Source organism: Acidovorax sp. 35-64-16 (genome assembly GCF_002281195.1).
GTDB classification, from domain to species: domain Bacteria; phylum Pseudomonadota; class Gammaproteobacteria; order Burkholderiales; family Burkholderiaceae_C; genus Acidovorax; species Acidovorax defluvii.
The window spans coordinates 90,751-116,960 of sequence record NZ_NCFM01000014.1 but is presented as its reverse complement, the minus strand read 5'-3'; the positions used below and the strand labels follow the sequence as shown (position 1 = coordinate 116,960).

At 66.0% G+C, this 26,210-nt stretch carries 23 protein-coding genes; 9 read left to right on the top strand and 14 right to left on the bottom strand.

What is annotated here, in order from left to right:
* Nucleotides 1-28: 28 nt before the first annotated feature.
* The 8 genes from B7Y64_RS11205 (at nt 29) to B7Y64_RS11170 (ending at nt 12,195) form a co-directional block, all read left to right on the top strand.
* Entirely contained in the window at nt 29-1,522 is a 1,494-nt protein-coding gene (locus B7Y64_RS11205; RefSeq protein ID WP_291324625.1) for an endoproteinase ArgC, read from the top strand.
* Between the two features lie 578 nt (nt 1,523-2,100).
* Nucleotides 2,101-3,738 carry a ShlB/FhaC/HecB family hemolysin secretion/activation protein gene (locus B7Y64_RS11200; RefSeq protein WP_291324626.1) on the top strand — a complete coding sequence of 546 codons (1,638 nt, stop codon included), beginning with the start codon at nt 2,101-2,103 and terminating at the stop codon, nt 3,736-3,738.
* Between the two features lie 76 nt (nt 3,739-3,814).
* Entirely contained in the window at nt 3,815-5,938 is a 2,124-nt protein-coding gene (locus tag B7Y64_RS11195) for a filamentous hemagglutinin N-terminal domain-containing protein (RefSeq protein WP_291328924.1), read from the top strand.
* Between the two features lie 494 nt (nt 5,939-6,432).
* A complete protein-coding gene (locus B7Y64_RS11190; RefSeq protein WP_024813094.1) occupies nt 6,433-7,239 on the top strand; it encodes a hypothetical protein in 807 nt (268 codons plus the stop codon).
* Nucleotides 7,240-7,483: 244 nt separating this feature from the next.
* A complete protein-coding gene (gene ruvB, locus B7Y64_RS11185; RefSeq protein WP_024813093.1) occupies nt 7,484-8,542 on the top strand; it encodes a Holliday junction branch migration DNA helicase RuvB in 1,059 nt (352 codons plus the stop codon).
* Nucleotides 8,543-8,648: 106 nt separating this feature from the next.
* Nucleotides 8,649-9,881 carry an efflux RND transporter periplasmic adaptor subunit gene (locus tag B7Y64_RS11180; RefSeq protein ID WP_291328921.1) on the top strand — a complete coding sequence of 411 codons (1,233 nt, stop codon included), beginning with the start codon at nt 8,649-8,651 and terminating at the stop codon, nt 9,879-9,881.
* 177 nt (nt 9,882-10,058) lie between these two features.
* Complete coding sequence (locus B7Y64_RS11175; RefSeq protein ID WP_291328919.1) at nt 10,059-11,294, top strand: ABC transporter permease; 1,236 nt, start codon at nt 10,059-10,061, stop codon at nt 11,292-11,294.
* A gap of 175 nt (nt 11,295-11,469) precedes the next feature.
* The gene (locus B7Y64_RS11170; RefSeq protein ID WP_291328917.1) at nt 11,470-12,195 is read left to right on the top strand and encodes an ABC transporter ATP-binding protein; all 726 of its coding nucleotides are present in this window, start codon (nt 11,470-11,472) and stop codon (nt 12,193-12,195) included.
* A 118-nt stretch (nt 12,196-12,313) separates the two neighbouring features.
* On the opposite strand, the gene B7Y64_RS11165 is transcribed toward B7Y64_RS11170, so the two are convergent.
* The 7 genes from B7Y64_RS11165 to B7Y64_RS11135 are packed head-to-tail and all read right to left on the bottom strand — an operon-like array spanning nt 12,314 to nt 18,767.
* Nucleotides 12,314-13,978 (bottom strand): cytochrome D1 domain-containing protein, encoded by a 1,665-nt coding sequence (locus B7Y64_RS11165; protein WP_291328915.1) that lies wholly within the window; start codon nt 13,976-13,978, stop codon nt 12,314-12,316.
* Complete coding sequence (gene nirJ / locus B7Y64_RS11160; RefSeq protein WP_111866531.1) at nt 13,971-15,227, bottom strand: heme d1 biosynthesis radical SAM protein NirJ; 1,257 nt, start codon at nt 15,225-15,227, stop codon at nt 13,971-13,973. The genes B7Y64_RS11165 and nirJ overlap by 8 nt, the downstream gene beginning before the upstream one ends.
* 2 nt (nt 15,228-15,229) lie before the next feature.
* Complete coding sequence (locus B7Y64_RS11155) at nt 15,230-15,802, bottom strand: AsnC family transcriptional regulator (protein ID WP_291328913.1); 573 nt, start codon at nt 15,800-15,802, stop codon at nt 15,230-15,232.
* Complete coding sequence (locus B7Y64_RS11150; RefSeq protein WP_291328911.1) at nt 15,792-16,262, bottom strand: Lrp/AsnC family transcriptional regulator; 471 nt, start codon at nt 16,260-16,262, stop codon at nt 15,792-15,794. The genes B7Y64_RS11155 and B7Y64_RS11150 overlap by 11 nt, the downstream gene beginning before the upstream one ends.
* Complete coding sequence (locus tag B7Y64_RS11145; protein WP_291328909.1) at nt 16,246-17,277, bottom strand: Lrp/AsnC family transcriptional regulator; 1,032 nt, start codon at nt 17,275-17,277, stop codon at nt 16,246-16,248. Before B7Y64_RS11145 ends, B7Y64_RS11150 begins: the two co-directional genes overlap by 17 nt.
* Entirely contained in the window at nt 17,278-18,459 is a 1,182-nt protein-coding gene (locus tag B7Y64_RS11140; protein ID WP_291328908.1) for a cytochrome D1 domain-containing protein, read from the bottom strand.
* The gene (locus tag B7Y64_RS11135; RefSeq protein ID WP_051463499.1) at nt 18,456-18,767 is read right to left on the bottom strand and encodes a cytochrome c; all 312 of its coding nucleotides are present in this window, start codon (nt 18,765-18,767) and stop codon (nt 18,456-18,458) included. The genes B7Y64_RS11140 and B7Y64_RS11135 overlap by 4 nt, the downstream gene beginning before the upstream one ends.
* A gap of 233 nt (nt 18,768-19,000) precedes the next feature.
* On the opposite strand from B7Y64_RS11135, the gene cobA reads away from it, so the two are divergent.
* Nucleotides 19,001-19,906 carry a uroporphyrinogen-III C-methyltransferase gene (gene cobA / locus B7Y64_RS11130; protein ID WP_291328906.1) on the top strand — a complete coding sequence of 302 codons (906 nt, stop codon included), beginning with the start codon at nt 19,001-19,003 and terminating at the stop codon, nt 19,904-19,906.
* Between the two features lie 11 nt (nt 19,907-19,917).
* Here the strand turns inward: cobA and B7Y64_RS11125 are convergent, their stop codons facing one another.
* From B7Y64_RS11125 to B7Y64_RS11095, 7 genes are read right to left on the bottom strand one after another with little or no spacing between them, the layout of a single operon-like run.
* Entirely contained in the window at nt 19,918-21,750 is a 1,833-nt protein-coding gene (locus tag B7Y64_RS11125) for a lysoplasmalogenase family protein (protein WP_291328904.1), read from the bottom strand.
* Between the two features lie 37 nt (nt 21,751-21,787).
* Complete coding sequence (locus B7Y64_RS11120; protein ID WP_291328902.1) at nt 21,788-22,798, bottom strand: DSD1 family PLP-dependent enzyme; 1,011 nt, start codon at nt 22,796-22,798, stop codon at nt 21,788-21,790.
* Complete coding sequence (locus B7Y64_RS11115) at nt 22,782-23,420, bottom strand: histidine phosphatase family protein (protein ID WP_291328900.1); 639 nt, start codon at nt 23,418-23,420, stop codon at nt 22,782-22,784. The genes B7Y64_RS11120 and B7Y64_RS11115 overlap by 17 nt, the downstream gene beginning before the upstream one ends.
* Nucleotides 23,421-23,436: 16 nt before the next feature.
* Nucleotides 23,437-24,024 (bottom strand): DUF4136 domain-containing protein, encoded by a 588-nt coding sequence (locus B7Y64_RS11110; protein WP_291328898.1) that lies wholly within the window; start codon nt 24,022-24,024, stop codon nt 23,437-23,439.
* A gap of 43 nt (nt 24,025-24,067) precedes the next feature.
* Nucleotides 24,068-25,015, bottom strand: a complete 948-nt coding sequence (gene ttcA, locus B7Y64_RS11105; protein ID WP_291328896.1) for a tRNA 2-thiocytidine(32) synthetase TtcA — start codon at nt 25,013-25,015, stop codon at nt 24,068-24,070.
* 5 nt (nt 25,016-25,020) lie between these two features.
* Nucleotides 25,021-25,392 (bottom strand): dihydroneopterin aldolase, encoded by a 372-nt coding sequence (locus B7Y64_RS11100; protein WP_024813076.1) that lies wholly within the window; start codon nt 25,390-25,392, stop codon nt 25,021-25,023.
* Nucleotides 25,393-25,414: 22 nt separating this feature from the next.
* The gene (locus B7Y64_RS11095) at nt 25,415-26,209 is read right to left on the bottom strand and encodes an SDR family oxidoreductase (RefSeq protein WP_291325434.1); all 795 of its coding nucleotides are present in this window, start codon (nt 26,207-26,209) and stop codon (nt 25,415-25,417) included.
* Nucleotide 26,210 lies beyond the last annotated feature (1 nt).

Sequence of the window (26,210 nt, the reverse complement as noted above, 5' to 3'; positions counted from 1 at the left end):
AACCAAACGGATTCAGTACGAGGTCGCCATGAAATTTCCACAGTCGATGCAGTGGGTGTGCGTTGCAGGTGTGGCGCTGCTGGTGGCCGCTTGCGGCGGTGGTGGTGGTGGCGACGCGCCTGCACCGGATATGTCGACAGCGAACCGGATCGAGCCGTTTGATCCCACCCTGGGCAAGGCGCTCAAGGTAGCCCCACCGTTGCCGCGTGCCGCCGGGCGTGCACCAAAGGCCACGCCGGTGCAACTGGGGCCGCTGGCGGTTCCGGCGCTGCAATCGCAGCAAAAAAAGGCAGGGCTCAACCCGGGCAACGGCATGCGCCAGCAAATTGGCCTGGCCCGCAGCGTGGCCGCTACGGCCACTTCGTTGGGCCTGCGGGCGCAGCTGCAGTGGTCCCCCACAGAGCGCGGCACGCAGCGTGCCGCCGTCAGCTTCGCAGCGCAAGGTGCGCTGGGTGTGCGCCTGGGGCTGCTGGTGCGCGCGCTGCCTGCAGGCAGCACGCTGCGCTTTTATGCGCAGGCCGGTGAGGCGGCGTTCGAGGTGTCTGGCGAAGAGGTGCTCAGCACTATTGCGCGCAACCTGCAGGCGGGAGACACCGGCGATGCGGCCCGCACCTACTGGAGTCCCGATTTCGGTGGCGCAGAGACCACGCTGGAGCTGGAGTTGCCGGCCAATGCCAATCTCGTCCAGCTCGACATCGCCGTGCCTACGCTGTCGCACTTTTTTGTTTCACCCGAAAGTGCAGCGCAGCCAAACCTGACCAAGGCGGCCAAGGCAGACACCTGCAATATCGACGTGTCGTGCCGGCCCGAGTACAGCAGCGAAAGCCGCTCGGTGGCGCGCGTGACTTTCGTCGAGAACGGCACCGGTTACCTGTGCACGGGTACGCTGCTCAACGATGCGCAGTCGAGCACCACGCCGTATTTTCTGACTGCCCACCACTGCATTTCGACGCAGTCGGCTGCGTCTACTGTGACGACCGAATGGTTCTACCGCTCCGCCGCTTGCGACACCAGCGCGGTCAACGCAGGCGCGCAGCGCCTCTACGGTGGTGCGACCCTGCTGTCCGCACAGGCGGCTACCGACACATCCTTCATGCAGCTGAATGCTGCGCCGCCGGCTGGCGTTGTATTCGCTGGCTCGTATTTCGGCGCCGTTGCCGAAGGCACCGTCACTGCCGGAATCCACCATCCTCAGGGTGACCTGCAAAAGCTTTATGAGGGCGCAGTGAAGCAGTTTTCCACCTGCACTATTGACGCAGACGTCAACAAAAACCTGCTGACATGTCTGGTCAGCGCGCCGCAAGATGCGCGTTTCCTGACCGTGGGGTTGACTGCTGGCACGACCGAGGCTGGTAGCAGCGGCTCAAGCCTGTTCGTGCCCATTGCAGGCAAGCGCTATGTGGCGGGACAGCTGGCGGGCGGGGCCGCAAGTTGCCAGAACCCCACCGGCTACGACTACTATGGCCGTTTTGACTTGGCATTCCAGGTGGCCCTCAAGAACTGGCTGAAACCGGCACCATGAGCCAGCAGGCGCTTCGCCTGCAATGGCGCAGTGTGGCTTGACCACTCAAGCCGACGACTTCGCTCCCCCACCACCCCCACCTGCACCCGCCAAAGGGTGCGGTCTCCGCTGTCGGTGTATTGCCCGGCAGATGCGTAGATGCCCGGCCATCACCGGTCGGCCAAATCCCCCCTTCGCCATCGAACACCTTCCAGCCGACGGACTTGCGGCTCAAAAGGGCTTCGCACGTCCGCAGATAAAAGTGCGGACCGTGAACTTGGGAACGGCAAAAGAGAATTGGCCCCGAAAACATGCCATTCGGCCTTGGGACCTTGGGCCCTTGGTATTGGCATGTGCCAGGGCGCGTGTTCTGTCAGCTTTTGCGCCGCAGCATTCAGGCATTTGGACTACATCAAGTTATTGAAGTTACAGATTGAATGGAGATAACGGTAAAAAGATTGAGTAAATCAAAGACGGCACCAGATTTATTCGGCACTTGCACCCCATCGCCCAGCCCTTCAACGGGGCTGGTTCGAATTAGAAGTCAATCATGTCAAGGGCTGCCAGTGTTAAAAAATAAATTCCTCCCGCTTGCCCTTTTGGCCCTCGGTCAAACCGTGTTTGCCCAGCAGCTTCCCAGCGCCGGCAGCCAGATTCAGCAGATTCCACCGACCCCCATCCCGCAAAAAACAGCGCCTGTCATCCGCCTAGAACCCAGCAGTGCGCCAGCGACGGAAGCTTCGGACGCCGTAAAAATCACGGTCAACCGCCTGCAGGTGACCGGGTCGCGGGTTTACCCCGAATCAGAGCTGCTTTCGCTGACGGGGTTTACGCCCGGCAGTGAGCTGTCGCTGGGCGAGCTGCGCGCCATGGCGCTCAAAATTACTGAGCGTTATCGCAACGCAGGCTATTTTGTAGCGCAGGCTTACCTGCCAGCCCAGGAAATCAAGGATGGTGTGGTCACCATTGCCGTGATCGAAGGCCAGTACGGCCAGGTGGCTGTTCGCAACCAAAGCACACTGTCCGACGGCTTGATTCAGAGCCAGCTGGCGGGGCTCAACAGCGGCGACACGGTTGCCATCGCGCCACTGGAAAGCCGCCTGTTGCTGCTGTCGGACATTCCAGGCGTGAAAGTTACCTCGACGCTGGCGCCGGGCGCGTCCGTCGGATCGTCCGATCTGATCGTTGACGTGGTTCCTGGTCAGCGTGTCACGGGCAGTATTGATGCCGACAATGGTGGCAACCGCTACACCGGCGAATATCGCCTTGGCGCGACGGTGAACCTGAACAATGCGGCTGGGCACGGCGACGTTGCTTCGCTGCGCCTGCTGACGTCAGGCTCCGGCCTGAACTACGCACGGGCGTCCTACCAGATGCAGTTTGGCAAGGCGACGGTCGGCGTGGCTTATAGCTGGCTGGACTACGAGCTGGGCGAGGAATTCACATACGCGCAGGCCACCGGTACGGCCAAGATCGCCAGCGTGTACGGCAGCTACCCCTTGATCCGTTCGCGCAATACCAACCTGTACGCCGGCCTGGCGTTTGACGCCAAAACGTTTCAGGACAACCGACCACTGAGCCTGGACGCACCCGTTGAAGACAAAAAATCCCAGGTGTTGACAGCAAGCCTGCGCGGCGACCACCGCGATGGTCTGGGCCGTGGCGGTTTGACGGGCTATTCGCTCAATTGGTCCACAGGCAACATCGACATCGAAACCCCGGCGATACGGGCCTTCGACGCGACGACTGCACGCAGCAACGGTCACTTCAACAAGCTGGGTTTCAGCGCCATGCGACTGCAAAGTGTGACCGACACGGTCTCGCTGTATGCCGGCATCAACGGCCAGATCGCCTCAAAAAACCTTGATACATCCGAAAAGATGGAGCTCGGTGGCATGTATGGCGTGCGCGCCTACCCGGAAGGCGAAGCGTATGCCGACCAGGGCTATGTGCTGACGCTTGAAGCCCGGATGCGGCTCCCCACTCCCCAACAGTTTCCCGGGCAGATGCAGCTGGTTGGTTTTGTCGACGCCGGCAGCGTGACCATCAACAAGAACCCATGGAGCACGGGTGACAACCGCCGGACCCTGAGTGGTGCGGGCGTGGGCCTGACATGGTCGGACACCAACAACTTTCTGGTGAGGGCGTATTACGCCCGCAAGCTGGGCAACGACTTGGCAACTTCGGCACCCGACAAGTCGGGCCGGTTCTGGATTCAGGCCGTCAAATATTTCTGACCTCGTCCAGCGCAGGCCTGGCCTGCACTGACGCCGGACTGAATCCGCATTTTTGAAGAACACGCGAAAGATTCCCATGAACCTCATTCACCGCTCCATCTGGAACGACCAGACCGGCACCTTTGTGGCCGTTTCTGAAATCACCCGCAGTGCCGGCAAGAAAATCTCGTCCTGCACGGCAGCGGCGGGTACGGGTAGCAGCTTCAGCCTGAAAATCCTGGCCGTTTCCCTGATGATGGCCTGTGGCGCAGGGGTTCATGCCCAGCCCGTGGGCGGCGTGGTTTCGGCTGGCAGCGCCACCATTGGTGGCGCGCCCGGAAACATGACGATTACCCAGACCACGCCCAACGTGGCGATTAACTGGCAGAGCTTTGGCGTGCGGGCAGGCGAGTCGGTCCAGTTTGTGCAGCCTGGCAGCAGCTCGGTGGCGCTGAACCGCGTCATCGGGTCAGATCCCTCGAACATACTGGGCAGCCTGACGGCCAACGGCAAGGTGTTCCTGGTCAACCCCAATGGCATCCTGTTCGGGGCGGGTGCATCGGTGAACGTGGGCGGGCTGGTGGCATCCACCCTGGCCATCTCCGATGCCGACTTCATGGCGAACAACTACAAGTTCTCGGGTGCGGGTGCGGGCTCGGTGCTGAACCAGGGCACGATCAACGCAGCCGATGGCGGCTATGTTGCCCTGTTGGGAGCGAACGTCAGCAACCAAGGCGTGATTGCCGCCCAGCTGGGCACCATCGCGCTGGCGGTTGGTGAGGCTGTCACGCTGGACATGGCGGGCGACAAGCTGCTCAACGTCACGGTAGATCAAGGTGCACTGAATGCGCTGGTGGACAACGGCGGCATGATTCGCGCCGATGGCGGCCAGGTGCTGCTGACCACGCAGGCGGCGGGAAGCCTGCTGGCGAATGCCGTCAACAACACCGGCATCATTCAGGCGCAGACGATTCAAAACATCAGGGGCGCCATCTTGTTGATGGGCGGCATGGAGAATGGCACGATGGGGGTGGCTGGCACGCTGGACGCCAGTGCGCCCAACGGCGGCGATGGCGGTTTTATTGAAACATCCGCTGCCGATGTGAAGATCAGCAGCGGTGTGAAAGTCACTACCGAGGCAGCGCGGGGTAAAACCGGCACCTGGCTGATTGACCCGCAGGACTTCATCATTGGAAGCGGGGCCACGGACAACATTTCAGGGGCAACGCTTTCTGCTCTGCTGGTAACCAACAGCGTGACTATCAGCACGGCAGCCGGTACAGACGCCGCGGTTGCCGGCACCCCGCCGGTGACCAGTCTCTACACGGGAACTGTAGGAAACGGTGATATTCAGGTCAACGACGCCATCGCATGGACAGCTGCTCCCAGCACGACGACTCTGTCGTTGTTGGCTGATCGCGATGTGAATATCAACGCACCCATTACTGCAACCAACGGAAACCTGGTGGTGTGCTGCGGACGCGATGTGAACGTTGCATTGGGCGCAGACATCACGACGACCAATGGCAGCGTTCTGCTGGGCGCCGGGAGGGACATCAACCTGGACGGCGCTTTGACGACGACCAACGGCAACGTCACCATGTGCGCCGCAAACGATATCAATATTTTGGGCAAAATTACGCTGACCCACACCACCAACATCGTTCCCGCTCAAAGTCTGGGCCTGCCACTGGGTCTGGTGCTGAGTGCAGGGTATGGGGCTGGCGCGCCGGGTGTTGGCGGCGGCACAGTGGTTTTTGAGCCGCTGGCGCCAGCAGCCACGGTGACGAACGCTCCCACGACCATCGAATACAACCCGGTCGCGTACACCACGCCGACGGATTATTCGGTCAACATCATCGGCGCAGCGCCTACCCAGCGCATGCTGGTGTTTGCGCAAGCCGAAGACAAAGTGGTCGACGGAACCACCACGGCAACGGTTGCTTCACTGCAAGGAGGCCCAATCGGTGTGACGCTGGTTGCAGGCCCGGGCAGCACGGCCAATTTCGACAGTGCCAACGTGGGAACGGACAAGACCGTCACCTTGACGGGTTACAGTCTCGGCGGTGCTAACGCCAGCGCTTACGCCTTGGCAGTTCCTTGTTGCGGTCCTGCTGTTTCCAAGACAACCGCTGATATCACTGCGGTGGTGGTTGTGCCGCCAGTGGTTGTGCCTCCGGTGATCCCTCCGGTAGTGGTGCCGCCAGTGGGCCTCCGGTGATCCCTCCGGTAGTGGTGCCGCCAGTGGTTGTACCTCCCGTGATCCCTCCGGTAGTGGTGCCGCCAGTGGTTGTGCCTCCGGTGATCCCGCCGGTAGTGGTGCCGCCAGTGGTTGTACCTCCCGTGATTCCACCGGTAGTGGTGCCGCCAGTGGTTGTGCCTCCGGTGATTCCACCGGTAGTGGTGCCGCCAGTGGTTGTACCTCCCGTGATTCCACCGGTGGAAAACCCGGCATTGCCGCCTGTTTGGACTCCGCCCGGACCGCCCGCCCTTACACATCCCGAATACGTTTTGACGGTGGTTCCGCCAGCGCCGCTGCCACCTTCGGTGATCACCGTTGCAACACCACCCGCGCCGCCGGTGGTCGTGCCTGTGGTGCCTGTAGTGGCGCCAGTCGAAGCGCCACCCCAGAAATACCAGGCGCCCGTGCGCCAACCCAAACCGGAACGCAACTAACAGGTCGTGATGAGAAACCCTGAAAAAACATTGGTCCCCATGCTCCGAAGGATTTTTCAGGGCCTGCTGGCCACAGGGCTGATCTGCAGCCAGGCCTATGCGTCGCATGACGCTGCTCATGGGCCAGGCCCAGGGTTGGAAGGGGCCGTGCCGGCGATTGGCAGCGATGCCGTTCCCACGGTCATGCAGCCGCCCACGCGGGCAGCAAAAGGCACAAAGCGCGCCAACTTCGAACAGACCCAAGCCTCCAAGGACGCGCGGCATGTGGCCCATTGGGTGGTGGATTCAGGCGACAACCTGAACAAACCCTTTGTCATCATCGACAAGCGGGACGCCAGGGTGTTCGTGTTCGATGCCAACGGCATGCTGCGCGGAGAATCTCCCGCGCTGCTTGGACTGGCCATTGGCGATCACTCGGTGCCTGGCATCGGCACCAAAAAAATGTCAGCCATTCGCCCGGAGGAACGGACCACCCCCGCGGGGCGTTTCGTGGCCAACCTGGACAAAAACCTCAAGGGCAATGAAATTCTCTGGGTCGACTACGACACGGCTATTTCGATGCACCGTGTCGTCACCAGCAATGCCAAGGAGCGCCGCGCCCAGAGGCTGGCCAGTTCGTCGCCGTCAGAGCGCCGGATTTCGTATGGCTGTATCAATATTCCCGTGAAGTTTTACGACACCGTGGTGAGCCCGGCATTTACCGGAACGGATGGCATTGTCTATGTGCTGCCCGAAATCCGATCGCCCCGCGAAGTTTTTGGCTCGTACGACGTGGAGGAAGAGGCCAGCCTTCAGGCCACAGGCCAGGCAGCGCCTGCACCGGTGGCAAACCACGCCGCCAATTAATGGAACATTGGACGGTATGCCTGTCGCACCCGTGAGGTGGCCCGACGGCTGCGTGTCAGGTTCGCCCCGTGGGTACCGGAGTAATCGGGTGGGCGGTTGGGTAACAACTCTGGTGCTGACGCAAAAGTCTGTGTTCCTGCTGAAGGAGCCTCAGCGCCACAACTTTCCGTGAGCGCACTGATTGGCGCCGGCATTGGCCCCCTGGAGTGGCCTATAGTGGAACGTTAGCCGGAAAACTGCCAAAGTGACTATCCAGACCGACGACTTCGCCCCCGCGCCCGCCAAGCGCGTCATCTCTGCCGTTCCGGCATCGCCGCAGGAGGAAGCCATTGAGCGCGCCCTGCGCCCCAAGCTGCTGCAGGAATACGTGGGTCAGGCCAAGGCGCGCGAGCAACTTGAGATCTTCATCGGCGCCGCAAAGAAGCGCGGCGAGGCGCTCGACCATGTGCTGCTGTTCGGCCCGCCCGGCCTGGGCAAGACCACGCTGAGCCACATCATTGCGGCCGAACTGGGCGTGAACCTGCGCCAGACCAGCGGGCCCGTGCTCGAAAAGCCCAAGGACCTCGCGGCACTGCTGACCAACCTGGAAAAGAACGACGTTCTCTTCATCGATGAGATCCATCGCCTCTCGCCCGTGGTCGAAGAAATCCTCTACCCCGCGCTGGAGGACTACCAGATCGACATCATGATCGGCGAGGGGCCGGCGGCGCGTTCCATCAAGCTTGACCTGCAGCCCTTCACCCTGGTGGGTGCCACCACGCGCGCGGGCATGCTCACCAACCCGCTGCGCGACCGCTTTGGCATCGTGGCGCGGCTGGAGTTTTATACGCCCGAGGAGCTGGCGCGCATCGTCACGCGCAGTGCGGGATTGCTGGGCACGCCCATGGACGAGGCCGGCGGCTTTGAGCTGGCGCGGCGCTCGCGCGGCACGCCGCGCATCGCCAACCGGCTGCTGCGCCGCGTGCGCGACTATGCCGAGGTGAAGGGCGATGGCCGCATTACCAAGTCCATCGCCGACAAGGCGCTCGCCATGCTCGACGTGGACCCGCAGGGTTTTGACGTGATGGACCGCAAGCTGCTCGAAGCCTTGATACATCGCTTTGACGGCGGCCCCGTGGGCCTCGACAACATCGCCGCCAGCATTGGTGAAGAGGCGGGCACCATCGAGGACGTGATCGAGCCCTACCTGATCCAGCAAGGCTATTTGCAGCGCACACCGCGCGGGCGCATCGCCACGCTGGCCGCTTATCGGCACCTCGGGGTCACGCCGCCGCAGGCTGCCGGGGGGCTGTTTTCTGAATGATCGAATCAAACCCATGGTACTGAGGAATTTTTTGTGAAGCGCCCCTGGATCGCATGGGGTCTGGCCGCTGCCGTCGTGGCGGTGGGCGTCGCCGTCGGGGCCGTCGTTGCGCGGGCCGCTGGTCGATGCCGTGGTGGTGCAGTCGGCACCGCTGGTGCGCACCCTGCAGTTTTCGGCCCGCGTGGCCACGCTGTCGCGCGTGGATGTGGGCAGCACGCTCACCGGCCGGGTGGCGCAGGTGCGGGTGGCCGAAGGCGCGCAGGTGCGTCAGGGTGATGTGCTGGTGCAGCTCGAATCGGATGAACTGCGTGCCGCTTTGGCGCAGGCCGTTGCCTCCGAGCGCCAGGCGCAGGCGCGACTGACTGGCCTGCGCAGCAGCGGCCGTACCGCTGCGCAGGCTGCGAGCGCACAGGCCAGCGCCACCCTGCAAGCCGCAAACGCCAGCCTGGCGCGGGTGCAGCAGTTGGTGGCCGAGGGGTTCTACAGCCCCGCGCAGCTCGACGAGGCCCGCCGGGCGGTGGATGTGGCGCGGGCGCAGCAGCTCAGCGCGCAGGCGCAGATGCAGGCCAATGCCGATGCCGGTACCGATGTGGCGCAGGCGCAGGCGCAGCTTGCGCTGGCCCAGGCGGCCACCGTGGCGGCGCAGGCCCGCCTGGCGCAGACTGCTCTGGTCGCGCCAGCCGATGCCCGCGTGCTGGTGCGCGCGGTCGAGCCCGGGCAGATCGTGCAGCCCGGCAAGGCCTTGCTCAGCCTGGCGCTGGCAGGGCCCACCCAGCTGGTGGCCCAGGTGGATGAACGTTTTCTGGACCAGTTGGAGCCGGGGCAGAAGGCCGCGGTAGTGGCCGATGCCTTTGCCGGCCAGCGTTTTGCAGCGCGCGTGCTCTCCATCGCACCGGCGGTGGATGCGCAGCGCGGTGCCATCGAGGTGAAATTTGCGCTGGAGCAGCTGGCGCCCGCGTATCTGCGCGAGGACATGACCTTGTCGGTCGAGGTGGAGACCGCCCGGCGCGAAAGCGCACTGGTACTGCCCCAGGCCACTTTGCGCGGCGCCATGGCGGGCGACACGGGCGCGGTGCTGGTGCTGGTGCTGCAGGACGGGCGCGCTGAAGCCCGCGCCGTGCGGCTGGGACTGCGCACGCTGGATGCCGTGGAGGTGCTGGAGGGCCTGACCGGGGGCGACACCGTGTTGCGCGGCGGCGCCGTGCAGGCGGGCGACCGCGTGCGTGCCCGCACGGTGCCATGGATGGCAGGCACTGCGGCGCCTGCAACAGGCGCAGGTGCCAAGGGCCGGGCGGATGCCGCCTCGGGCGCTGCACCGAGCGGCACCAAGGGCCGCTGAGCTCGCTGCCATGCTGATCCTAAAAATCGCAGTTGACCGCTTGCAATCCCTGGATAGGCCCTGTGAAAAGCCATGCGGCGTTGCTCCTCGTTGCGCACAGGAGTGCGCTGCCTCGTCGCGTCTTGCCTGGCACGCCGATCATGGCACTGGCAGGCGCATCCAACTGCGATTTTTAGGATGATCTGGCCCGGCTTCGAGTTGCGTGTGGCGCTGCGTTTTTTGCGCGAGGGGCACATGCAGACGCTGCTGATCATCGTGGGCGTGGCGGCGGGGGTGGCAGTGATTGCCTACATCTCGGCGCTGATCAACGGCCTGCAATCCAACACCCTGGCCAAGACGCTGGGCGCCCAGGCGCACATCAGTCTGCGGGCAGCGGACGACCTGGTGACACCGGCAGCACTGCCCGTGCCCGGGGTGGCCGTCCTCACCGAAACGCAGCCGCGCGCGCAGCGCCTGCGCTCGGTGGCCAACTGGCAGGCGCTGGTGCCGCTGCTGGAGCGTCTGCCCGAGGTGGTCGGCGTATCGCCCATGGTGTCGGGCAGCGGCCTGGCGCTGCGCGGCGAGGCATCACAGGCCATTGCACTGATGGGCGTGGACCTGGACCGCTATGACCGGGTGGTGGGGCTGCGCTCCAAGGTGGTCAGTGGCAGCCCACGGCTGTTGCCGGGCGAGGCGATTGTGGGGCGCGAGCTGGCGCAGGACCTTGGCGTGCGCGTGGGCGATCGCCTCACGGTGCAGACCGGCAGCGTGAGCGGTACCGTGAGCGATTCCGTGCGCGTCACCGCCTTGGTGGAACTGGGCGTGAAAGACCTGAACCGGCGCACCGTGATCGTGCCGCTGCGGGCTGCGCAAAGCCTGCTGGCACTGCCCGGTGGTGCCACCCAGCTCGACCTGACCCTCAAGGACGTGTGGGTGGCCCAGACCCTGGCGCGCGCGCTGCAGGGGCAGTTTCCCTACAAGATTGAAAGCTGGCAAGAGAGCAATGCCCAGCTGGTGTCGGCGCTGAATGCGCAGTCGATCAGCACCTCCATCATTCGCGGCGTGGTGCTGGCCGTGGTGGTGCTGGGCATCGCCAGCGTGCTGGTGGTATCGGTGGTGCAAAAGGGCCGCGAAATCGGCATATTGCGCGCCATGGGCGCGACCCGGGGGCAGGTGCTGCGGGTGTTTCTGGTGCAGGGCGCCGTGGTGGGGGTGCTGGGCTCGGTGCTGGGGCTGCTGCTGGCGGTGGCGCTGATATGGGTGTTTACCCACTTCGTGCGCGGCTCGGATGGCTTGCCGCTGTTTTCTATTGCGCTGCCACCTGCCATGGCGTTGCAGGTGGCGCTGATTGCGTCGGTCTGCGGCGTGCTGGCCGCCGTGGCACCAGCGCGGCGCGCGGCGGCGCTGGACCCGGCGCAAGCCATTCGCATGTAGTGATGAGACACCCCCCTGAGCGGCTGCGCCGCTTCCCCCCACTCTCGCAGTGCTGCGCACTGCGGGCAGGGGGACGCCCCCAGCGCTGCGGGGCTGCCCTTGCGCGGGGGGCGCTGGCACTGGCTGCGCCGGTTTTTTGCGCCACTGGCGGTGCGCAGCGCAATGGATTGCAAAAATGTTGATCGAACTACGCGACGTGCGCAAAAGCTACAACGTGGGCCGACCCAGCGAGGCCGAGGTGTTGCATGACATCACCTTGCAGGTGCGCCGTGGCGAGTTCATTGCCCTGATGGGGCCCTCAGGATCGGGCAAGAGCACGCTGCTCAATATTCTGGGCCTGCTCGAGTCCATGACGTCCGGCAGCTACCGGCTCGACGGCGAAGCGGTACAGGGTCTTCAAGATGCCGCGCTGACGCTGCGCCGTCGCCGCACGCTGGGGTTTGTCTTCCAGTTCCACCACCTGCTGCCCGCGTTCTCGGCGCTGGAAAACGTGACGCTTCCGGCCCTCATGGCCGAAGGCCGCGTCAGCAGCGCGCAGCGCGAGCACGCGCGCAGCCTGCTGGCCGCCGTGGGCCTGGCCCAGGCCATGGACAAGCGTCCGGGGGAGCTGTCGGGCGGCATGCAGCAGCGTGTGGCCATTGCCCGCGCGCTGGTCATGAACCCGCCGCTGGTGCTGGCCGACGAGCCCACTGGCAACCTGGATACCGCCTCGTCCGCAGAGGTGTTTGCCCTGCTGCGCAGCATTCATGCCGAGCGCGGCACGAGTTTTGTGGTGGTCACGCACGACCCGCGGCTGGCGGCACGCTGCGACCGGCTGGTGGAGCTGATCGACGGGCGCATTGCGCGCGACGAGGCGGTCACTGCGGGGGGGGAGCCTGCGCCCAGCGCGCTGCCGGTGTGAGGGCAGCGGGGCGGTGGAGCGTTGCTCCGCACCGCAAAAAATGCTATTTATTTAATAGCTATTAGCGCTTGCTGTATAAGCGCTAGAGGCCTATTTGACCAAAAATCCGCAGGCGCTCTCAGTGCGAGGTACCTTCCGAGCGCGTGATCTTGTTCCACACGTTGTATTTGCCCACCGGCTTGCTCATGGGCAGGCGCTTGACCTCCTTGAGGGTCTGCGCGTCAAACACGATGATGGCGCCGTCTGTCTCCCACACGCTGACCAGTGCGTAGCGGCCGTCCTTGGTGAACTCGGTGTGCGCCAGCGTGCGGCCGGGTTCGCGCAGCGTGGCCATGGGCGTCAGCGTGGCCTTGTCGATGAGTGTGAGCGTGTCCTTGGCCGTGGGGCTCATCATGGAGTCGGCCCAGGCGTAGCGGGTGGTCTCGTGGCTGCGCATGAAAAAGCCAGGCCCGGGGGTGGGAATGGTCTTGACCGTTTTCCAGGTCTTCATGTCGATCACGTCGATGGCGCCGTCTTTGAGGTTCGGGCTGGCCAGCACGGTGGTGCCGTTCCAGGCAAAGGTGATGCCCGAGCCCAGGTGGGGCATGCCTGCAATCGGCAACTCGGCAATCTTGCGCCGCACATCGAGGTTGACCACCTGCGCCGTGGGGGCGCCGTCGGCCGCACCGGACTTGGGCCGGGTCGAGCCCAGCACATGGCGGTAGTCCTGGTCGAAAAAGAAATCGTCCAGCGGTTCATCGAGCGGCGTGCGGCGAACCCCGTGGTAGCCCGGCTTGGCGATGGCCTCGCCCATCTTGTAGTCGTGCACCAGGCCGTCGTAGATCGGCGGTGCCTTGGGGTCGTAGGAAATCTCCCAGACCTCCGGAATGTCCTTGAGCGCCACGACAAAGCTCTTGCGTGGGGCAGCGTCGTACACCGCAGACACGCGCGAGGCCTCTTTGCCGTCGAGCGTGGTGGCGTCATAGCGTTTGACAAAGTTCAGATCGGCGTCGAACAGCACCACGGTACGCGGCAGGTAGTTGGCGGCCATGACCCAGCGCCCGTCGCCGCTGACGGCCACGTTGCGCATGTTCAGGCCGGCGCGCACCTCGGCCACCACGGTAAGGTTCCACAGGTCGTATTTGGTGATCCAGCCGTCGCGCGAGCCAAAGAACACAAAGCGCCCGTCGGGTGTGAACTTGGGGCCGCCGTGCAGCGCGTAGCGGCTGGCAAAGCGGTGAATGACCTCGAAGCGGTCGCCGTCGACCAGCGAGACATGGTGGTCACCACCTTCCACCACCACAAACAGGTTCATGGGATCGGCCTTCCAGCTGGGGCGGGCCGGCAGGTTTCTGGTGCCTGCGGTTTCAACGCGCGAGGCGCGCACATCGTCGTCGCTCCACGCTGGTGCGGGGGTGACCGGCTGGTAGATCCATTCGGTCAGTGCCGCAATGTCTGCGGGGGCCAGCGTGGCGGCGAAGCCCCCCATTTGCGTGGCGGCGCGGCCCTGCTGGATGACCTTCAGCGCTTCGGGGCGGCGCAGGCGTGCCAGGCTCTCGGGCAGCAGCGCCGGGCCCATGCCGCCAGTGCGCTGGGCACCGTGGCAGCTGGCGCAGTGTTCGCCGTACAGCGCGGCAGCAGAGGCGGCGGTGGTGGGCGCGGCAGTCTTGGCGGCTGCCGTGCTGGCCGTAGCTGCGGCGCTGTGGGTCTGCGCCTGGGCCAGGCCGTGGCCCATCCAGAGCAGGCCCGCGCTCAAGGCCAGGTGTGCGGCGCCTGCAGCAAACCGGCGCAGGGTGTCATGCATGTTCGTTCTCCGGGTGGATGTCGATGGTGCGGCGGCCCTTGCTGAAAGGCGTCAGCGCCACGCGTTGTGCGTCGCTGCCTGCTTGCAGCCCGATCTCGTCGTCGCGCAGGTAGCAGCCGGGGTCTTCGGCCCACGCATCGCCCGTGAGTTGCTGGGCACGCACGCGCGTGTTGCCGCCGCATATGCTGAAGTAGTGGCACACAGCGCAGCGCCCACCCACCGGGCGGGGCTTGGCTTTCAGGCCCGCCATCAACGGCTCGGAGGTGTCGGACCAGATGGCCGAGAACGGGCGCTGGCGCACGTTGCCCAGGTCGTGGTGCCACCACATGGTGTCGGGGTGCACGGTACCCAGGTTGTCGATGTTGGCCACGTTCACGCCGCTCGAATTGCCGCCCCAGGCGATGAGGCGCTCGCGCAGCGGTGCCTCCCACTGCGGCATGCGTTCGCGCACCCATTGCAGCAGGTAGGGGCCGTCGGTGTCGTTGTTGCCGGTCACGTAGTCTTCTTCGCGGCCTTCCAGTGCCGACTGCCAGGCGCGCTCGAACAGCAGGTCGAGGGCGTCGCGCGTGGCCTGGAACTGCGCGTCCTTGCCGCGGTGGATGTTGCCGCGCCCGGCGTAGTTGAGGTGCGAGAAATAGAACTTGTCCACGGCCTCGGTACGCATCAGGTCCAGCAGCGCAGGGAAGTCGTGCGCGTTCATGGCCGTCATGGTGAAACGCAGGCCCACCTTTACACCGCGCTGGTGCAGGTGTCGCACAGCGGCCAGGCTGCGGTCGAAGGCGCCTTCGAGGCGGCGGAAATGGTCGTGCGTTTCGCGCAGGCCATCGAGGCTGATGCCCACGTAGTCGAAACCCATGGCCTGGATGCGGTCGGCCATGGGCTCGTCGATCAGCGTGCCATTGGTCGAGAGACCGGTGTAGAACTTCATCGCCTTGGCGCGCTCGGCGATCTCGAAGATGTCAGGCCGCATCAGCGGCTCGCCACCCGAAAGAATCAGCACCGGAACGCTATAGGCCTTGAGGTCGTCCATCACGCCGAACACTTCCTGCGTGGACAGCTCGCCCTCGTAGTCGTGGTCGGCCGACAGCGCATAGCAGTGCTTGCAGGTCAGGTTGCAGCGGCGGATCAGGTTCCAGATCACCACCGGGCCCGGCGCCTGGCCGTTGCCTCGGGTGCGTGCGGGGGCGGGATAGGCGCCGGTGGCCTGGGCTTGCGCGAGCTCGCGCATGTATTGGCTGATGCGGAACATGATTAGCTTTCTTGGCTTTGCCGAAGACGCAGGCCGGTCTTCTTGAGGATGGCGGTCGAATACAGGATGTCGTGGCCCCGGCAGGCGGTGCCCAGCAGTTCGCGCACCTGCTCGGCCTGCTGCTCGACCTCGGCGCGCGTGCGGCCGTGCAGCATGGCGAACAGGTTGTAGGGCCAGCAGATGCCCCCTGTCGGTGTGCATTGCGCACCGTCTCCCCCCGAGGGGGACTCGGCATCTTGGGAGCGGCCCGGCGATGCCTTCGGCAGGCGGCGCGGGCGGCGGTAGCAGTGGCTCACGCCGGGCAGCTGGCCGATGCGTTCGCCTAAAGCGTCCACCAGCGCGTCGTCCACGTCCCACACGCTCATGCCGTTGGCCGTGAAGCCCAGGCGGTAGTGGTTGGGCACGGCGCCGATGCGGCGGATGAGGCCGCTCTCCAGCATCTGCGCCAGGCGCTCGCGCACCTGCTGGCCGCTCACACCCAGGCGCTCGCCCACGGCGTCGTAGGGGCGCGCCACCAGCGGCAGGCCGCCCTGGGTGGCGGCGATCAGCTGGCGGTCGAATTCGTCAAGCGCCATGGGTTTCTCCGCTCGTCAGGGGGAGCTTGAGTTCGACGAAGAACTCGCGCTCCTTCGGGAAGGCCAGCACGGGGAGGCCCGTTTCGGCCTCGATGCGCTCAATGGCGGCCGCGCACTGCGCCGGGGTTTCGGTACCCAGCACGAACCACATGTTGAGCGCATGGTCGCGCCGGTAGTTGTGCGCGATCTCGGGGTGGGCGTTGACCTGGGCCGTCACGGCTTGGTAGCGTTCCTCGGGCACGGCCATGGCGGCCAGCACGAACAAACCGCCCGCGCGTTCGATCTGGAACAGCGGGCCGAAGCGCGTGAGCATGCCACTCTCCAGCAGGGCCGAGAGCCGGCCGATGACGTCGTCCTCGGTCCAGCCGAACTCCGCGGCCACGTCGGCGAACGGCCGCTCGGTCAGCGGCAGGTCGCCGTGCAGGCGCTCCAGCAGGCGGGCGTCATCCGGCGACAGCATCGAGCACCTCCGGTGTGGCGGCGCTGGGGGCGGCGGCTTCGGGCAGGGCGCGGAAGCGCCGGGGGCCGGTCTGCTTGAAGCGGCGGCAGGAGAACAGCACCTCGTGCGGAAAGCTGCCGAGGCCTGCGTCGGCGATGGCGCGTGCGATCACGTCGCGCACGGCAGCGCGGTCGCGGCCATGCACCATGCAGTACAGGTTGTAGGGCCAGCCCTCGGCGCGCTCGCGCCGGTAGGCCAGGGTCACGCCGGTCACGCGTGCCAGCGCCTCGCCGCAGTCGTCCACCTGCGCTTCGGGGATGTTGAACACCGTCATGGCGTTGGCGTCAAAGCCCAGCTCGTGGTGGCGCACGATGGCGCCGATGCGCCGTACCGTGCCCTGGTCCAGCCACTGCTGCAGCGTGTGCAGCACCGATTCGGGTGTGCGGTCCAGCGCCTGGGCCCAGGCGTCGTAGGGGCGCGGCACCAGCGGCAAGCCGTCTTCGAGCAGGGCCGCGAGCGGCCGGTCGGCGCCCTGCACCGGCGTGGCCTCGCGCGCGGCGGCCATGGGCGCGGGGGCAGTGCTGCCGCGCAGATCGAAGCCCAGGTCGATGCGGTAGGCGCGCTGCATGCGCAGCTGCAAAGCGGGCAGCCCCGTGGCGTCTTCGAGCGAGCGCATGGCGGCGCGCACGGCGGCATCGTCCTGTCCGGTCATCACGAACCAGAGGTTGTAGTGGTGCTCGCGCTGGTAGTTGTGGTTGACGCCGGGGTGGCTGGATACCACGGCGGCCACGGCGTCCAGCCGCTCGGGGGGCACCGCCATGGCGGCCAGCAGCGCCGCACCGCCGGCGTTGCCCGCAAAAACCCCGCCGATGCGGCTCAGCGCGCCTTCGCGCTGCAGCCGGGCGTAGCCCGCCAGAACCTCGTCGGTCGACAGGCCCAGCGTGCCCGCGACGTGCGCAAAGGGCTCGCGCACCAGCGGAAAGCCGCGCTGCCAGGGGTTGAGCAGCGCCAGGCGAAGGTCGGCGTCGGGGGCCATCTAGAACCCCACCCGCGCTGCGCGGGACGTGAAGAAGATGCCGCTGGGCGAATCGACCGTCATCGTGGCCTGGGTGGCAAAGGTCTGCGTGTCGATCACGCTGACGCGGTGGGCGTCGCGCGAGCTGATCCAGACCGACTCGCCGCGCGGCGTGAACTCCATATGCAGCACGGCCTTGCCGGGCTCCAGCGTGCGCACGATGCTTTGCGTGGTGGTGTCGATGACCTGCACGCGGTGGTAGTCAGGCACCGAGAAGTTCACCCACACCTGGCGGCCGTCGGGACGGGCCATCACGAACACGGGCTGTCCAGCCACCGGGATGCGGCCGACCTCTTGCCAGGTGTCGGTGTCCACCACCAGCACCTCGTGGCGGCCGATGGCGGGCAGGTAGGCGCGGCGCCCGGCCACGGCCCAGCCGCGCAGGTGCGGCATCTTGTAGACCGGCAGGGGCTCCTGGCCACGGCCGTAGCCGCCCAGGATGCGGCGCACGGTGGGCTTGTCTTCCCACAGGTCCACCATGGCCAGCCCGTCCTCGCCGAACAGGCCCGCGATGTAGTGGCGGCCATTGGGCGTGACCAGCGCGTCATAGGGCTGCTTGCCAATGTTGGGCAGCTTGGTGGTAACGGGGCGTGTGGGGTTGGACAGGTCGGTGATCCAGATGGCGCCCGCGTCGAACAGGCTGTAGGCGAAGCGGCGGCCCGGCAGGTCCACCAGGCCGACCACGCGCGAGAGCTTGCCGTGCTCATACTCGGCCGGGATGTCGGCCACCAGCTCCAGCGTGGTGGTGTCGAAGGCCTTGATGCCGCCGGGCGTGTAGTTTTGTGCCACCACCAGGCGGCCGTCGGCGCTGATGGCGCCGCCAATCGAGTTGCCCGCCTGCATCACGCGGCCGGCAATGCGCTGGGTCAGCAGGTCCACCTTGGTCAGCGCGCCGTCGCGCCCAAACACAAAGGCGTAGCGGCCGTCGCGCGAGAACACCACCGATGCGTGCGAGAGGTCGCCCAGGCCCTTGACCTCGGCCAGCAGTGTGCGCTGGCTGGTGTTGACGATCGCCAGCGTGCCCGTGGACCGCGCCACGACGACGCCGAGATCGCCCGTGCCGGTGGCGGCAGGTACACCGGCGCATCCGGCCAGCAACAGGGAGGAGGCGCTCATCAGGGCGAGGCAGTCGCGGCGTTTCATCGGGAATCCTTTTGCGGCTCGGGGAATCCGGCCATCAGTTGCTGGGCAATCCACAGGGCCTCGGCTTCGTTCACCATGGCTTTCCAGGGCGCCATGGGGGTGCCGGGGCGACCGCCGTAGATGGTGGCTGCCAGGGAACCAATCGGTTTGTCGGCCAGTGCCTCGCGGGTGAGTGCGGGCCCCAGGCCACCGGTCAAGCGCAGGCCGTGGCACGAGCCGCAGTCCTGGCGCACCATGCGCACCAGCTCTTGCTGGCGTTGTGCGGTGGGTGGGGCCGGTTGGGCATGAAGCCCGGCGGCGCAGACCATCAGCGCCAACCAGGCAACGGCACGGTGCCAACCTCGAAACACCCCGCCGACCGTGGGATGATGGCCGGCGTTGGAGGGGCGTGGCGTCTGGTGCGCGTTCTTGCAAGGCATGGCGAAATATCGCTGGATTTGCAGCCATCGTCCTTGATTCACATCAAGGACGATGGCCCCGGTCATTTTGACAATGGGGCCATTGTTTACCAACCGTGCCCAGTTTCAATGGGCCATCCCCGATGGACACCGCCAACCCCTCCTCGCAGCCCCCCCTCGGCAACACAGCCGCCGCCCCTTCTGGCGGGGTTCTTCCCCGGCTCGCGCCTTCTGAATGGGGCCGTGTCACTTTGGTGGGCGCGGGTCCGGGCGATGCCGACCTGCTCACGCTCAAGGCAGCCCGTGCGCTGTCCAGCGCTGGTCTGGTGCTGTATGACCACCTTGTGTCCGATGACGTGCTTCAGCATGTCGCGGCCGGCGCCGAAAGGATTTATGTCGGCAAGCAAAGCCGCAACCACACCTTGCCACAGGAAGGCATCATCGAACTCATGGTGCGGCTGGCGCAAAGTGGCCGGTCACTGGTGCGCCTGAAGGGAGGCGACCCGTACATTTTTGGGCGCGGCGGCGAAGAGGCCGAGGCGCTGGCCGCTGCCGGCATTGCCTGCGACACCGTGCCGGGCATCAGTGCGGCCCAGGGCGCGGCCGCGTCTGCGGGCATTCCCCTCACACACCGCGACCATGCCGCCATGCTGGTGTTTGCCACCGGCCATCTGCAGGGCGAAGAGGGCGAGCGCACCGTCGCGCTCGACTGGGCGGCGCTGGCGCGGCCCCACCAGACCGTGGTGATCTACATGGGAGTCGGCACCCTGCCCACCATTTGCACCCAGCTCATCGCCCACGGCCTGCCGGCCAGCACGCCAGCGGCCATGATCGAGCGCGCCACGCTGCCCGGGCAGCGCAGCATTGTGGGCACGCTGCAAACGCTGCCGCAGTTGAGCGTGGCCTACGGCGTGAACCCGCCCGCGCTGGTCATGATTGGGGATACCGTGGCGCTGCACGCGCGCATCGGATCGTCGGCCGAGGTGCTCACCGGGTTCCCGGCGGTGGTCGATGCAGCTTCGCCCCAGGCCCTGGCCTGTACCGCCTGACGCGCAGGGGTTCAGCCCGGGCTTGTCTGCGCTGCCGGGTAAGTTTCGACAGGCGCGGGAGTTGTCCCTGGGGCCTGCGCCGCATCCACCCCCAGGCGTGCATCGGCCTGTTCCTGCGACTGGCCGCGCAACCAGCCCCAGACGATGAGCACCTGCGCGGCGTAGTAGGTGGAGAGCACCCAGAACTGCGACATGGGCAAGGCCTGCACAAAGCGGCTGGTGGCCAGCAGCGAGTCGCTCACCATGAAAAGGCACGCGCCCACTGCCACCATGCGCGCCGCGCTGGTGCCCAGCACCCGTGCGCGCCTCAGGGCCTGCGCCGCCATCAGGGCAATCACCAGCACATAGGCCGCCACCGGGCCGCGCAGTGCAGCAGGCAGACCGCCCGCCCACAAAAAAGCGTACATGGCGGCACCCACGGCGAGTGTGGTCACCAGTGCGCCGCGGTGGGCAAACCACGGCACGCCCTGCCGAAACAGGGCGATGTAGGCCAGGTGCGCACCCAGAAAACTCACCAGGCCGGGAATGAAGAGCCCGTCCAGCATCAAAAACACATCGCCGGCCAGCGACAACCCCAAAGCCAGCACCATGGTGACCCATGGTTTTGCATCAAATCGGCCTCTAGCGCTTATGGATAAAGCGCAGGAAGCTACTAATATTATAGCAATCACCATCGTCAGGGGCTTGAACACCAGGTGCCACTCGGTCCAGCCCACGGCACTGGTGGCGGTGGCCAGTGCACCCGCTTCGATCATCAGTGCCAGCAGCATGCTGATGCGGCCCTGCACCACGGCACCCAGGGCCCATTGCGTGGCCAGCAGGGCGGCAAACCATGCGGTGTTGTGTGCCAGCGGGGCGCTGTCTGCGTGCCACAAAAACACCGAAACACCCACAAGCAGCAACACAAACTGCACGCTGGCGAACCAGCGGGTGGCGGGCGTCATGGCGGGGTTGTAGCGCGGCATCCGGGCGATGTCGAAGGCCGGCTTGGGAAAGCGCTGCGCCACGTCGGCGGGCCGCCAGCCCGGGGGCTTGAGCCACACGCGCAGCTTGTCGCCCCAGCTGCGCGCGTGCCAGCTGTCGTGCGCCAGCCCGGCATACACCTGGGCATTCGCCCACAGCGGGTCCCAGCTGTTGAGCAGGCCGCGCGTTCCGTACACGCATTTTTCCTTGTCATCCTCGTCCTTGAAGGTGCCGAAGATCCGGTCCCACAGGATCAGGATGCCGCCATAGTTCTTGTCCAGATAGGCGTCGTTCACGGCGTGGTGCACGCGGTGGTTGCTGGGGCTGCAGAACCAGCGGTCAAACCAGCCCAGCTTGCCCACCTGCTCGGTGTGCACCCAGAACTGGTAGAGCAGGTCGATGAGCGCCACCACCGCAAACACCAGCGGCGGCACGCCCGCCAAGGCCATGGGCACGTAGAACACCCAGCCCAGAAGAGCGCCCGAGCTGGTCTGGCGCAGCGCGGTGCTGAGGTTGTAGTCCTGGCTCTGGTGGTGCACGGCGTGCGCGGCCCACAGCACGGCCGACTCATGGCCCATGCGGTGCAGCCAGTAGTAGCAAAAATCGTAGAACACCAGCGCCAGCAGCCAGCCCGGCAGGCTGGTCCAGAACGCATCGTTGCGCCACAGCGCCACATGCTCGAACAGGGCGATGTAAATGCCAATGCGCAGCAGCCGCGTGAACACCGCGCTGGTCTGGCTCAGCATGCCCAGGCCGATGCTGCTCATGGCATCGGCCAGGTGGTAGGTGTTGCGCTGGCGCCTGTGGCCAATGGCCAGCTCGATGGCGATCAGCAGAAAAAAGACCGGGGTGGCAAGAACGATGATTTGGCTGGGGCTCATGGCAGGACAACAAAATGTCCGCTGATTCTTGCCCCAATCAGGTCAAAGCGCCTCTGGCATCAACCCTGATGATGCGTTCCACCACGCCTGCGGTCAGCCCACCGCGCACGCCGATCAAGAAATTGTGCAGATTCACCGTGGGGTCGCAGTGCCCCGGCACCAGCCACAGCATCTGGCCCAGCGCGGGCAGCCGGGCCTGGGGGCCGTCGGCATACAGCACGCCATGCTCGTCGCCGCCGTTGGCGTAGCGCAGGGCACGCCCCGGTGGCAGCAGGGCCACGGTGGGCAGGCCCGAGTCGATGGCGTGGCTTTTGTGCCCCGCGTCGCACACGGCGTGGCTGCTGCAGGCCGAGATGACCTGTGTTTTCACGAAAAGCGCCTGCTCGAAAGCGGGCTGCGCGGGCTCGCGCTCGTTGCGTGCGTAGTCGGCATCCATGAACAGGAACGAGCCCGCCTGCAGCTCGCCGTACACCCCACTGGCCGCTTCGTGCACCAGCGTGCCGGTGCCCGAACCGGTGACCAGCGGCACCGGCAGCCCCGCGTTGGTGAGGAGGTCGCGCGTGTGGCGCGCGGCCTGCACGGCCGCCGCGATGGCGTCGCGCCGGTCGGCCGCGCTGTGCAGATGCTGGGCACGTCCGTGGTAGGCGTGCAGGCCGGCAAAGCGCAGCGGCGTGAGCCGCGCCACGGCCTGGGCCAGCGCCAGGGCCGGCTCGCCCGGCGGCACGCCGCAGCGGCCCTGGCCGACGTCGATCTCGACCAGCACGTCGATGCGCGCTTGCGGCGCTGCCTGGGCCATGGCCTCGGCGGTCTTTTGCACACAGGCGCCCACGGCGCCGGCGCGCTGCAGCAGCAGGGCGATCTCGGCGCTCTTGTGCATCTTGGCGTGCGGGCGCCACAGCACCTGGTGCTTGCGCGCAAAGTCGGCCATGCGCGCGATGTTGCGCTCCATGGCGTCCAGGTCCACCACCAGCGCAGGCGTGTCGATTTGGTCCACGCGCAGGCCGATGCTGGCCTCCAGCGCCCCCGGGAGATCAGGCAGTGGTTTCATCGCGGGCGGCGTTGTCCAGGTGCTGGGTGTCGGCCCAGCCGACCAGGCTCAGGCCCTGGGGGGTCCACAACAAGCGGTTGATGCCCGCGTTGGCCAGCTGCCAGGTGCGCGGCGCCTGGATGTCCTGGCCGGTGGCCAGGCGGTAAATCACGTCGAGCACACCGCCGTGCGCCACCAGCACCACCAGCTCGCCGGGGTGGCGCGCGGCCAGGCGGTGCACAGTGCTGTCGATGCGGGTGCGCAGAGAGGTCAGCGATTCGCCACCCTCGGGCGCGTAGTGCGGGTCGCGCTTGCGCCAGCGCAGTGCGTCTTCGGGCAGCTCGGCCTCGATCTGCGCAAAGGTGCGGCCCTGAAAGTGGCCAAAACTGCGTTCACGCAGATCGGGCTCGGGCGTGAGGGGTGCACCCGTGGTGTCTGCCACGGCCTGGGCCGTGGCCCGGGCGCGCTGCAGATCGCTGGTGTAGATGGCGGCCACGGGCTCGTCGGCGAGGGCCCGCGCCAGCTGCCGCGCCTGCCAGAGGCCGGTGTCGTTGAGCGGGATGTCGAGATGCCCCTGGATGCGGGTGTCCACGTTCCAGGCGGTTTCGCCATGGCGTATGGCAATGATGCGGGTGGCATGCATGGGGACTGGGCGCGCCTCAGCGCGGTATTTCCAGGACGATGCGGCGCGGCCCTGTGGGCGGTGTGGGAAAGCCGTTCAGGGCCGCGTCGAACATGGCGGCAAACACGGCCGGGTTGTCGGTCCACACACCCTCGTGCACGGCGCGGGTTTCGTACACCACGTTGCCGGTGGCCGCTTCGCGCAGGATCAGGCCGACTTCGCGCCGGTACAACGTGGGGGGCGGAAAACGCATTGACAGGCCGCCATAAAAGCCGCGGCCACCGCCCAGGCCACCCCAGCCACCCCAGCCCCACCCGGGGCCATCCCAGTAGTCCGGATAGGCCTGGAGGTCGATGCGGGCATGGGCCTGCACGCGATAAAACGGCGCCGCGCTGTCCTGGCGCAGGCCCACCTTGGCCAGCGCCAGCCGGGCCTGTTCTTCCACGGCCGACTGCTGGGCGCCCTGGGCCTGCTGTGAGGGCAGGCGCTCGAAGCTGTAAGTGGCCCGCGCGGGCGCGCCGGCGAGCTGGGAGAACGATTGCACGTCGCTGTCCACCAGGCGGGTGCTGGCGCAACCGGTCAGCCACAGTGCTGCGCACAGCAGGGGCAAAGTGATCCATCTCATGGCAACTCCTTGAGAAAAAACGCCGGCTGCGGTGCGCCGGCCTTTACTGGATGCGCACCACCTGAACGCCAGGCAAGGCAGATGGCTCCGGGAAATCTTCGGCGTCAAACGCCTTGTCGCCGTTGTCATCGGCCACGCCTGTGGCGCGTGCGCCCTTGAAATCGTACAGCGCGCCATCGAGCAAGTGGCTGGGCACCACGTTCTGCAGGGCGTTGAACATGTTTTCCACGCGGCCGGGGTATTTTTTCTGCCACTCGCGCAGCATTTCGCCCACCTGCTTGCGCTGCAGGTTCTCCTGGCTGCCGCACAGGTTGCAGGGAATGATGGGGAACTGGCGCACCTTGGCCCACTGCGTGGTGTCTTTTTCGGCCACAAAGGCCAGGGGGCGGATCACCACATGGCGGCCGTCGTCGCTCACCAGCTTCGGGGGCATACTCTTGAGCTTGCCGCCAAAGAACATGTTGAGCAGCAGCGTGGCCAGAATGTCGTCGCGGTGGTGGCCCAGCGCTATTTTTGTGGCGCCCAGCTCGTCGGCCACGCGGTACAGAATGCCCCGGCGCAGGCGGCTGCACAGGCTGCAGGTGGTTTTGCCCTCGGGGATCAGGCGCTTGACGATGCTGTAGGTGTCCTCGTTCTCGATATGGAAGGGCACGCCCACGCTGCGCAGGTAGTCGGGCAGCACATGCTCGGGAAACCCGGGCTGCTTCTGGTCCAGGTTGACCGCGATCAGCTCAAAGTGAATGGGCGCGCGGGCCTTGAGCTTGAGCAGGATGTCGAGCAGCGTATAGCTATCCTTGCCGCCCGACATGCAAACCATGACCTTGTCACCCTCTTCGATCATGTTGTATTGCACGATGGCCTTGCCGGCCTCGCGGCACAGGCGCTTTTCGAGCTTGTGCGCCTCGCGCTCGATCTTGAAATCAAAGGGCACGCGCTCCGCCGCCGCCGCAGTTTCTTCGCCCGTCCAGGCGCTGGTATCCATTGCATTCATTGCGTTCACCACTGTCCTGTTTCCATGCGAATGGCCACTTCGCAGTCGTCAAAAATTTCGAGCTTGGCTATTTTTACGCGCACGCCGCGCACACCGGGCAGCTGCATCAGCCGCTGGGCCAGCTTGCCGATCAGGCTTTCGAGCAGGTTCACATGCTCGGCTGTGCACTCGTCGATGATGATCTGGCGCACCTTGCGGTAGTCGAGCACATGCTCGATGTCGTCGTCGTGCGGCGCCAGCGGCTGCGCGCCCAGGCTCAGCTCGGCATCCACCTGGATGGGCTGGGGCGCGTTTTTTTCGTGCGCCAGGATGCCCAGGTTGGCATCAAAGCGCAGCCCGGTGAGGGTCAGGGTCTGGAGACCAGAGGCTTGGTTCATGGTGTTGGGTGTGAGCATGGGCTCACATCAGGGAAAAGTCACGCTCGAATTTCATCAGGTGCTGGCCCCCATCGACGAGCAGCGTGGTGCCGGTGATGGAACGGTTTTCCAGCGCAAATCGCACGGTGGCCGCCACGTCGTCGGAGGTGGACGAGCGGCCCAGCGGGGAGAGGGCGTGCAGCTGCTGAAACTTCTCGTCGCTCAGCAAATGGCTGGTGAGCGTGAGGCCCGGCGCCACGCCCACCACCCGCACGCGCGGGGCCAGCGCCAGCGCCAGCATGGTGCCGGCGGCTTCCAGCGCGGCCTTGGAGAGCGTGTAGCTTAAAAAATCGGGGTTCTGGTTCCAGAGCTTCTGGTCCAGCAGGTTGACCACGGCGCCCTGTGCGTCGGCTTCGCCTGCGGCAGCGCGGTCTTGCAGATGCTGGTGCAGGGCCTGGGCCAGCACGATGGGGGCGCCGGTATTGCTGCGCAGGTGCTTTTCGAGTGCGGCAAACCCGAAGGATTGGGCGTTGTCGTGCTCGAACAGCGAGGCACTGTTGACCACCGCATCCACGCCGCCGAAGTGCTCGATCACCCGGGGCAGCAGGGTGCGCACCGATGCCTCGTCTTCAAAATCAGCATCAAAATGGGCACTAGCCCTTTCCAGGCTTGCGCAAGCAGCTACTGTATCAATAGCGTCTTGCTGCGATGAGCGGTAATGCACCGCCACCTGCCAGCCGCCTGCCGCCAGCGCCAGCGCAATGCTGCGGCCCAGGCGCCGGGCGGCGCCCGTCACCAGAACCGTGCGCGGGCGGGAAGAATGAAAAGGGGTGGACATG

Excerpts from the sequence above, each read along its gene's own strand:
- ttcA (WP_291328896.1), bottom strand. The coding sequence starts at position 25,015 with ATGAATGCAATGGATACCAGCGCCTGGACGGGCGAAGAAACTGCGGCG.
- B7Y64_RS11125 (WP_291328904.1), bottom strand. The coding sequence starts at position 21,750 with ATGAGCCCCAGCCAAATCATCGTTCTTGCCACCCCGGTCTTTTTTCTG.
- B7Y64_RS11115 (WP_291328900.1), bottom strand. The coding sequence starts at position 23,420 with ATGCATGCCACCCGCATCATTGCCATACGCCATGGCGAAACCGCCTGG.
- B7Y64_RS11140 (WP_291328908.1), bottom strand. The coding sequence starts at position 18,459 with ATGAAACGCCGCGACTGCCTCGCCCTGATGAGCGCCTCCTCCCTGTTG.
- B7Y64_RS11155 (WP_291328913.1), bottom strand. The coding sequence starts at position 15,802 with ATGGCGCTTGACGAATTCGACCGCCAGCTGATCGCCGCCACCCAGGGC.
- B7Y64_RS11170 (WP_291328917.1), top strand. The coding sequence starts at position 11,470 with ATGTTGATCGAACTACGCGACGTGCGCAAAAGCTACAACGTGGGCCGA.
- B7Y64_RS11175 (WP_291328919.1), top strand. The coding sequence starts at position 10,059 with ATGATCTGGCCCGGCTTCGAGTTGCGTGTGGCGCTGCGTTTTTTGCGC.
- B7Y64_RS11100 (WP_024813076.1), bottom strand. The coding sequence starts at position 25,392 with ATGAACCAAGCCTCTGGTCTCCAGACCCTGACCCTCACCGGGCTGCGC.
- B7Y64_RS11145 (WP_291328909.1), bottom strand. The coding sequence starts at position 17,277 with ATGGCCCCCGACGCCGACCTTCGCCTGGCGCTGCTCAACCCCTGGCAG.
- B7Y64_RS11150 (WP_291328911.1), bottom strand. The coding sequence starts at position 16,262 with ATGCTGTCGCCGGATGACGCCCGCCTGCTGGAGCGCCTGCACGGCGAC.
- nirJ (WP_111866531.1), bottom strand. The coding sequence starts at position 15,227 with ATGTTCCGCATCAGCCAATACATGCGCGAGCTCGCGCAAGCCCAGGCC.
- B7Y64_RS11135 (WP_051463499.1), bottom strand. The coding sequence starts at position 18,767 with ATGGTCTGCGCCGCCGGGCTTCATGCCCAACCGGCCCCACCCACCGCA.
- B7Y64_RS11195 (WP_291328924.1), top strand. The coding sequence starts at position 3,815 with ATGAACCTCATTCACCGCTCCATCTGGAACGACCAGACCGGCACCTTT.
- B7Y64_RS11110 (WP_291328898.1), bottom strand. The coding sequence starts at position 24,024 with ATGAGATGGATCACTTTGCCCCTGCTGTGCGCAGCACTGTGGCTGACC.
- B7Y64_RS11120 (WP_291328902.1), bottom strand. The coding sequence starts at position 22,798 with ATGAAACCACTGCCTGATCTCCCGGGGGCGCTGGAGGCCAGCATCGGC.
- cobA (WP_291328906.1), top strand. The coding sequence starts at position 19,001 with ATGGACACCGCCAACCCCTCCTCGCAGCCCCCCCTCGGCAACACAGCC.
- B7Y64_RS11190 (WP_024813094.1), top strand. The coding sequence starts at position 6,433 with ATGCTCCGAAGGATTTTTCAGGGCCTGCTGGCCACAGGGCTGATCTGC.
- B7Y64_RS11095 (WP_291325434.1), bottom strand. The coding sequence starts at position 26,209 with ATGTCCACCCCTTTTCATTCTTCCCGCCCGCGCACGGTTCTGGTGACG.
- B7Y64_RS11205 (WP_291324625.1), top strand. The coding sequence starts at position 29 with ATGAAATTTCCACAGTCGATGCAGTGGGTGTGCGTTGCAGGTGTGGCG.
- B7Y64_RS11165 (WP_291328915.1), bottom strand. The coding sequence starts at position 13,978 with ATGCATGACACCCTGCGCCGGTTTGCTGCAGGCGCCGCACACCTGGCC.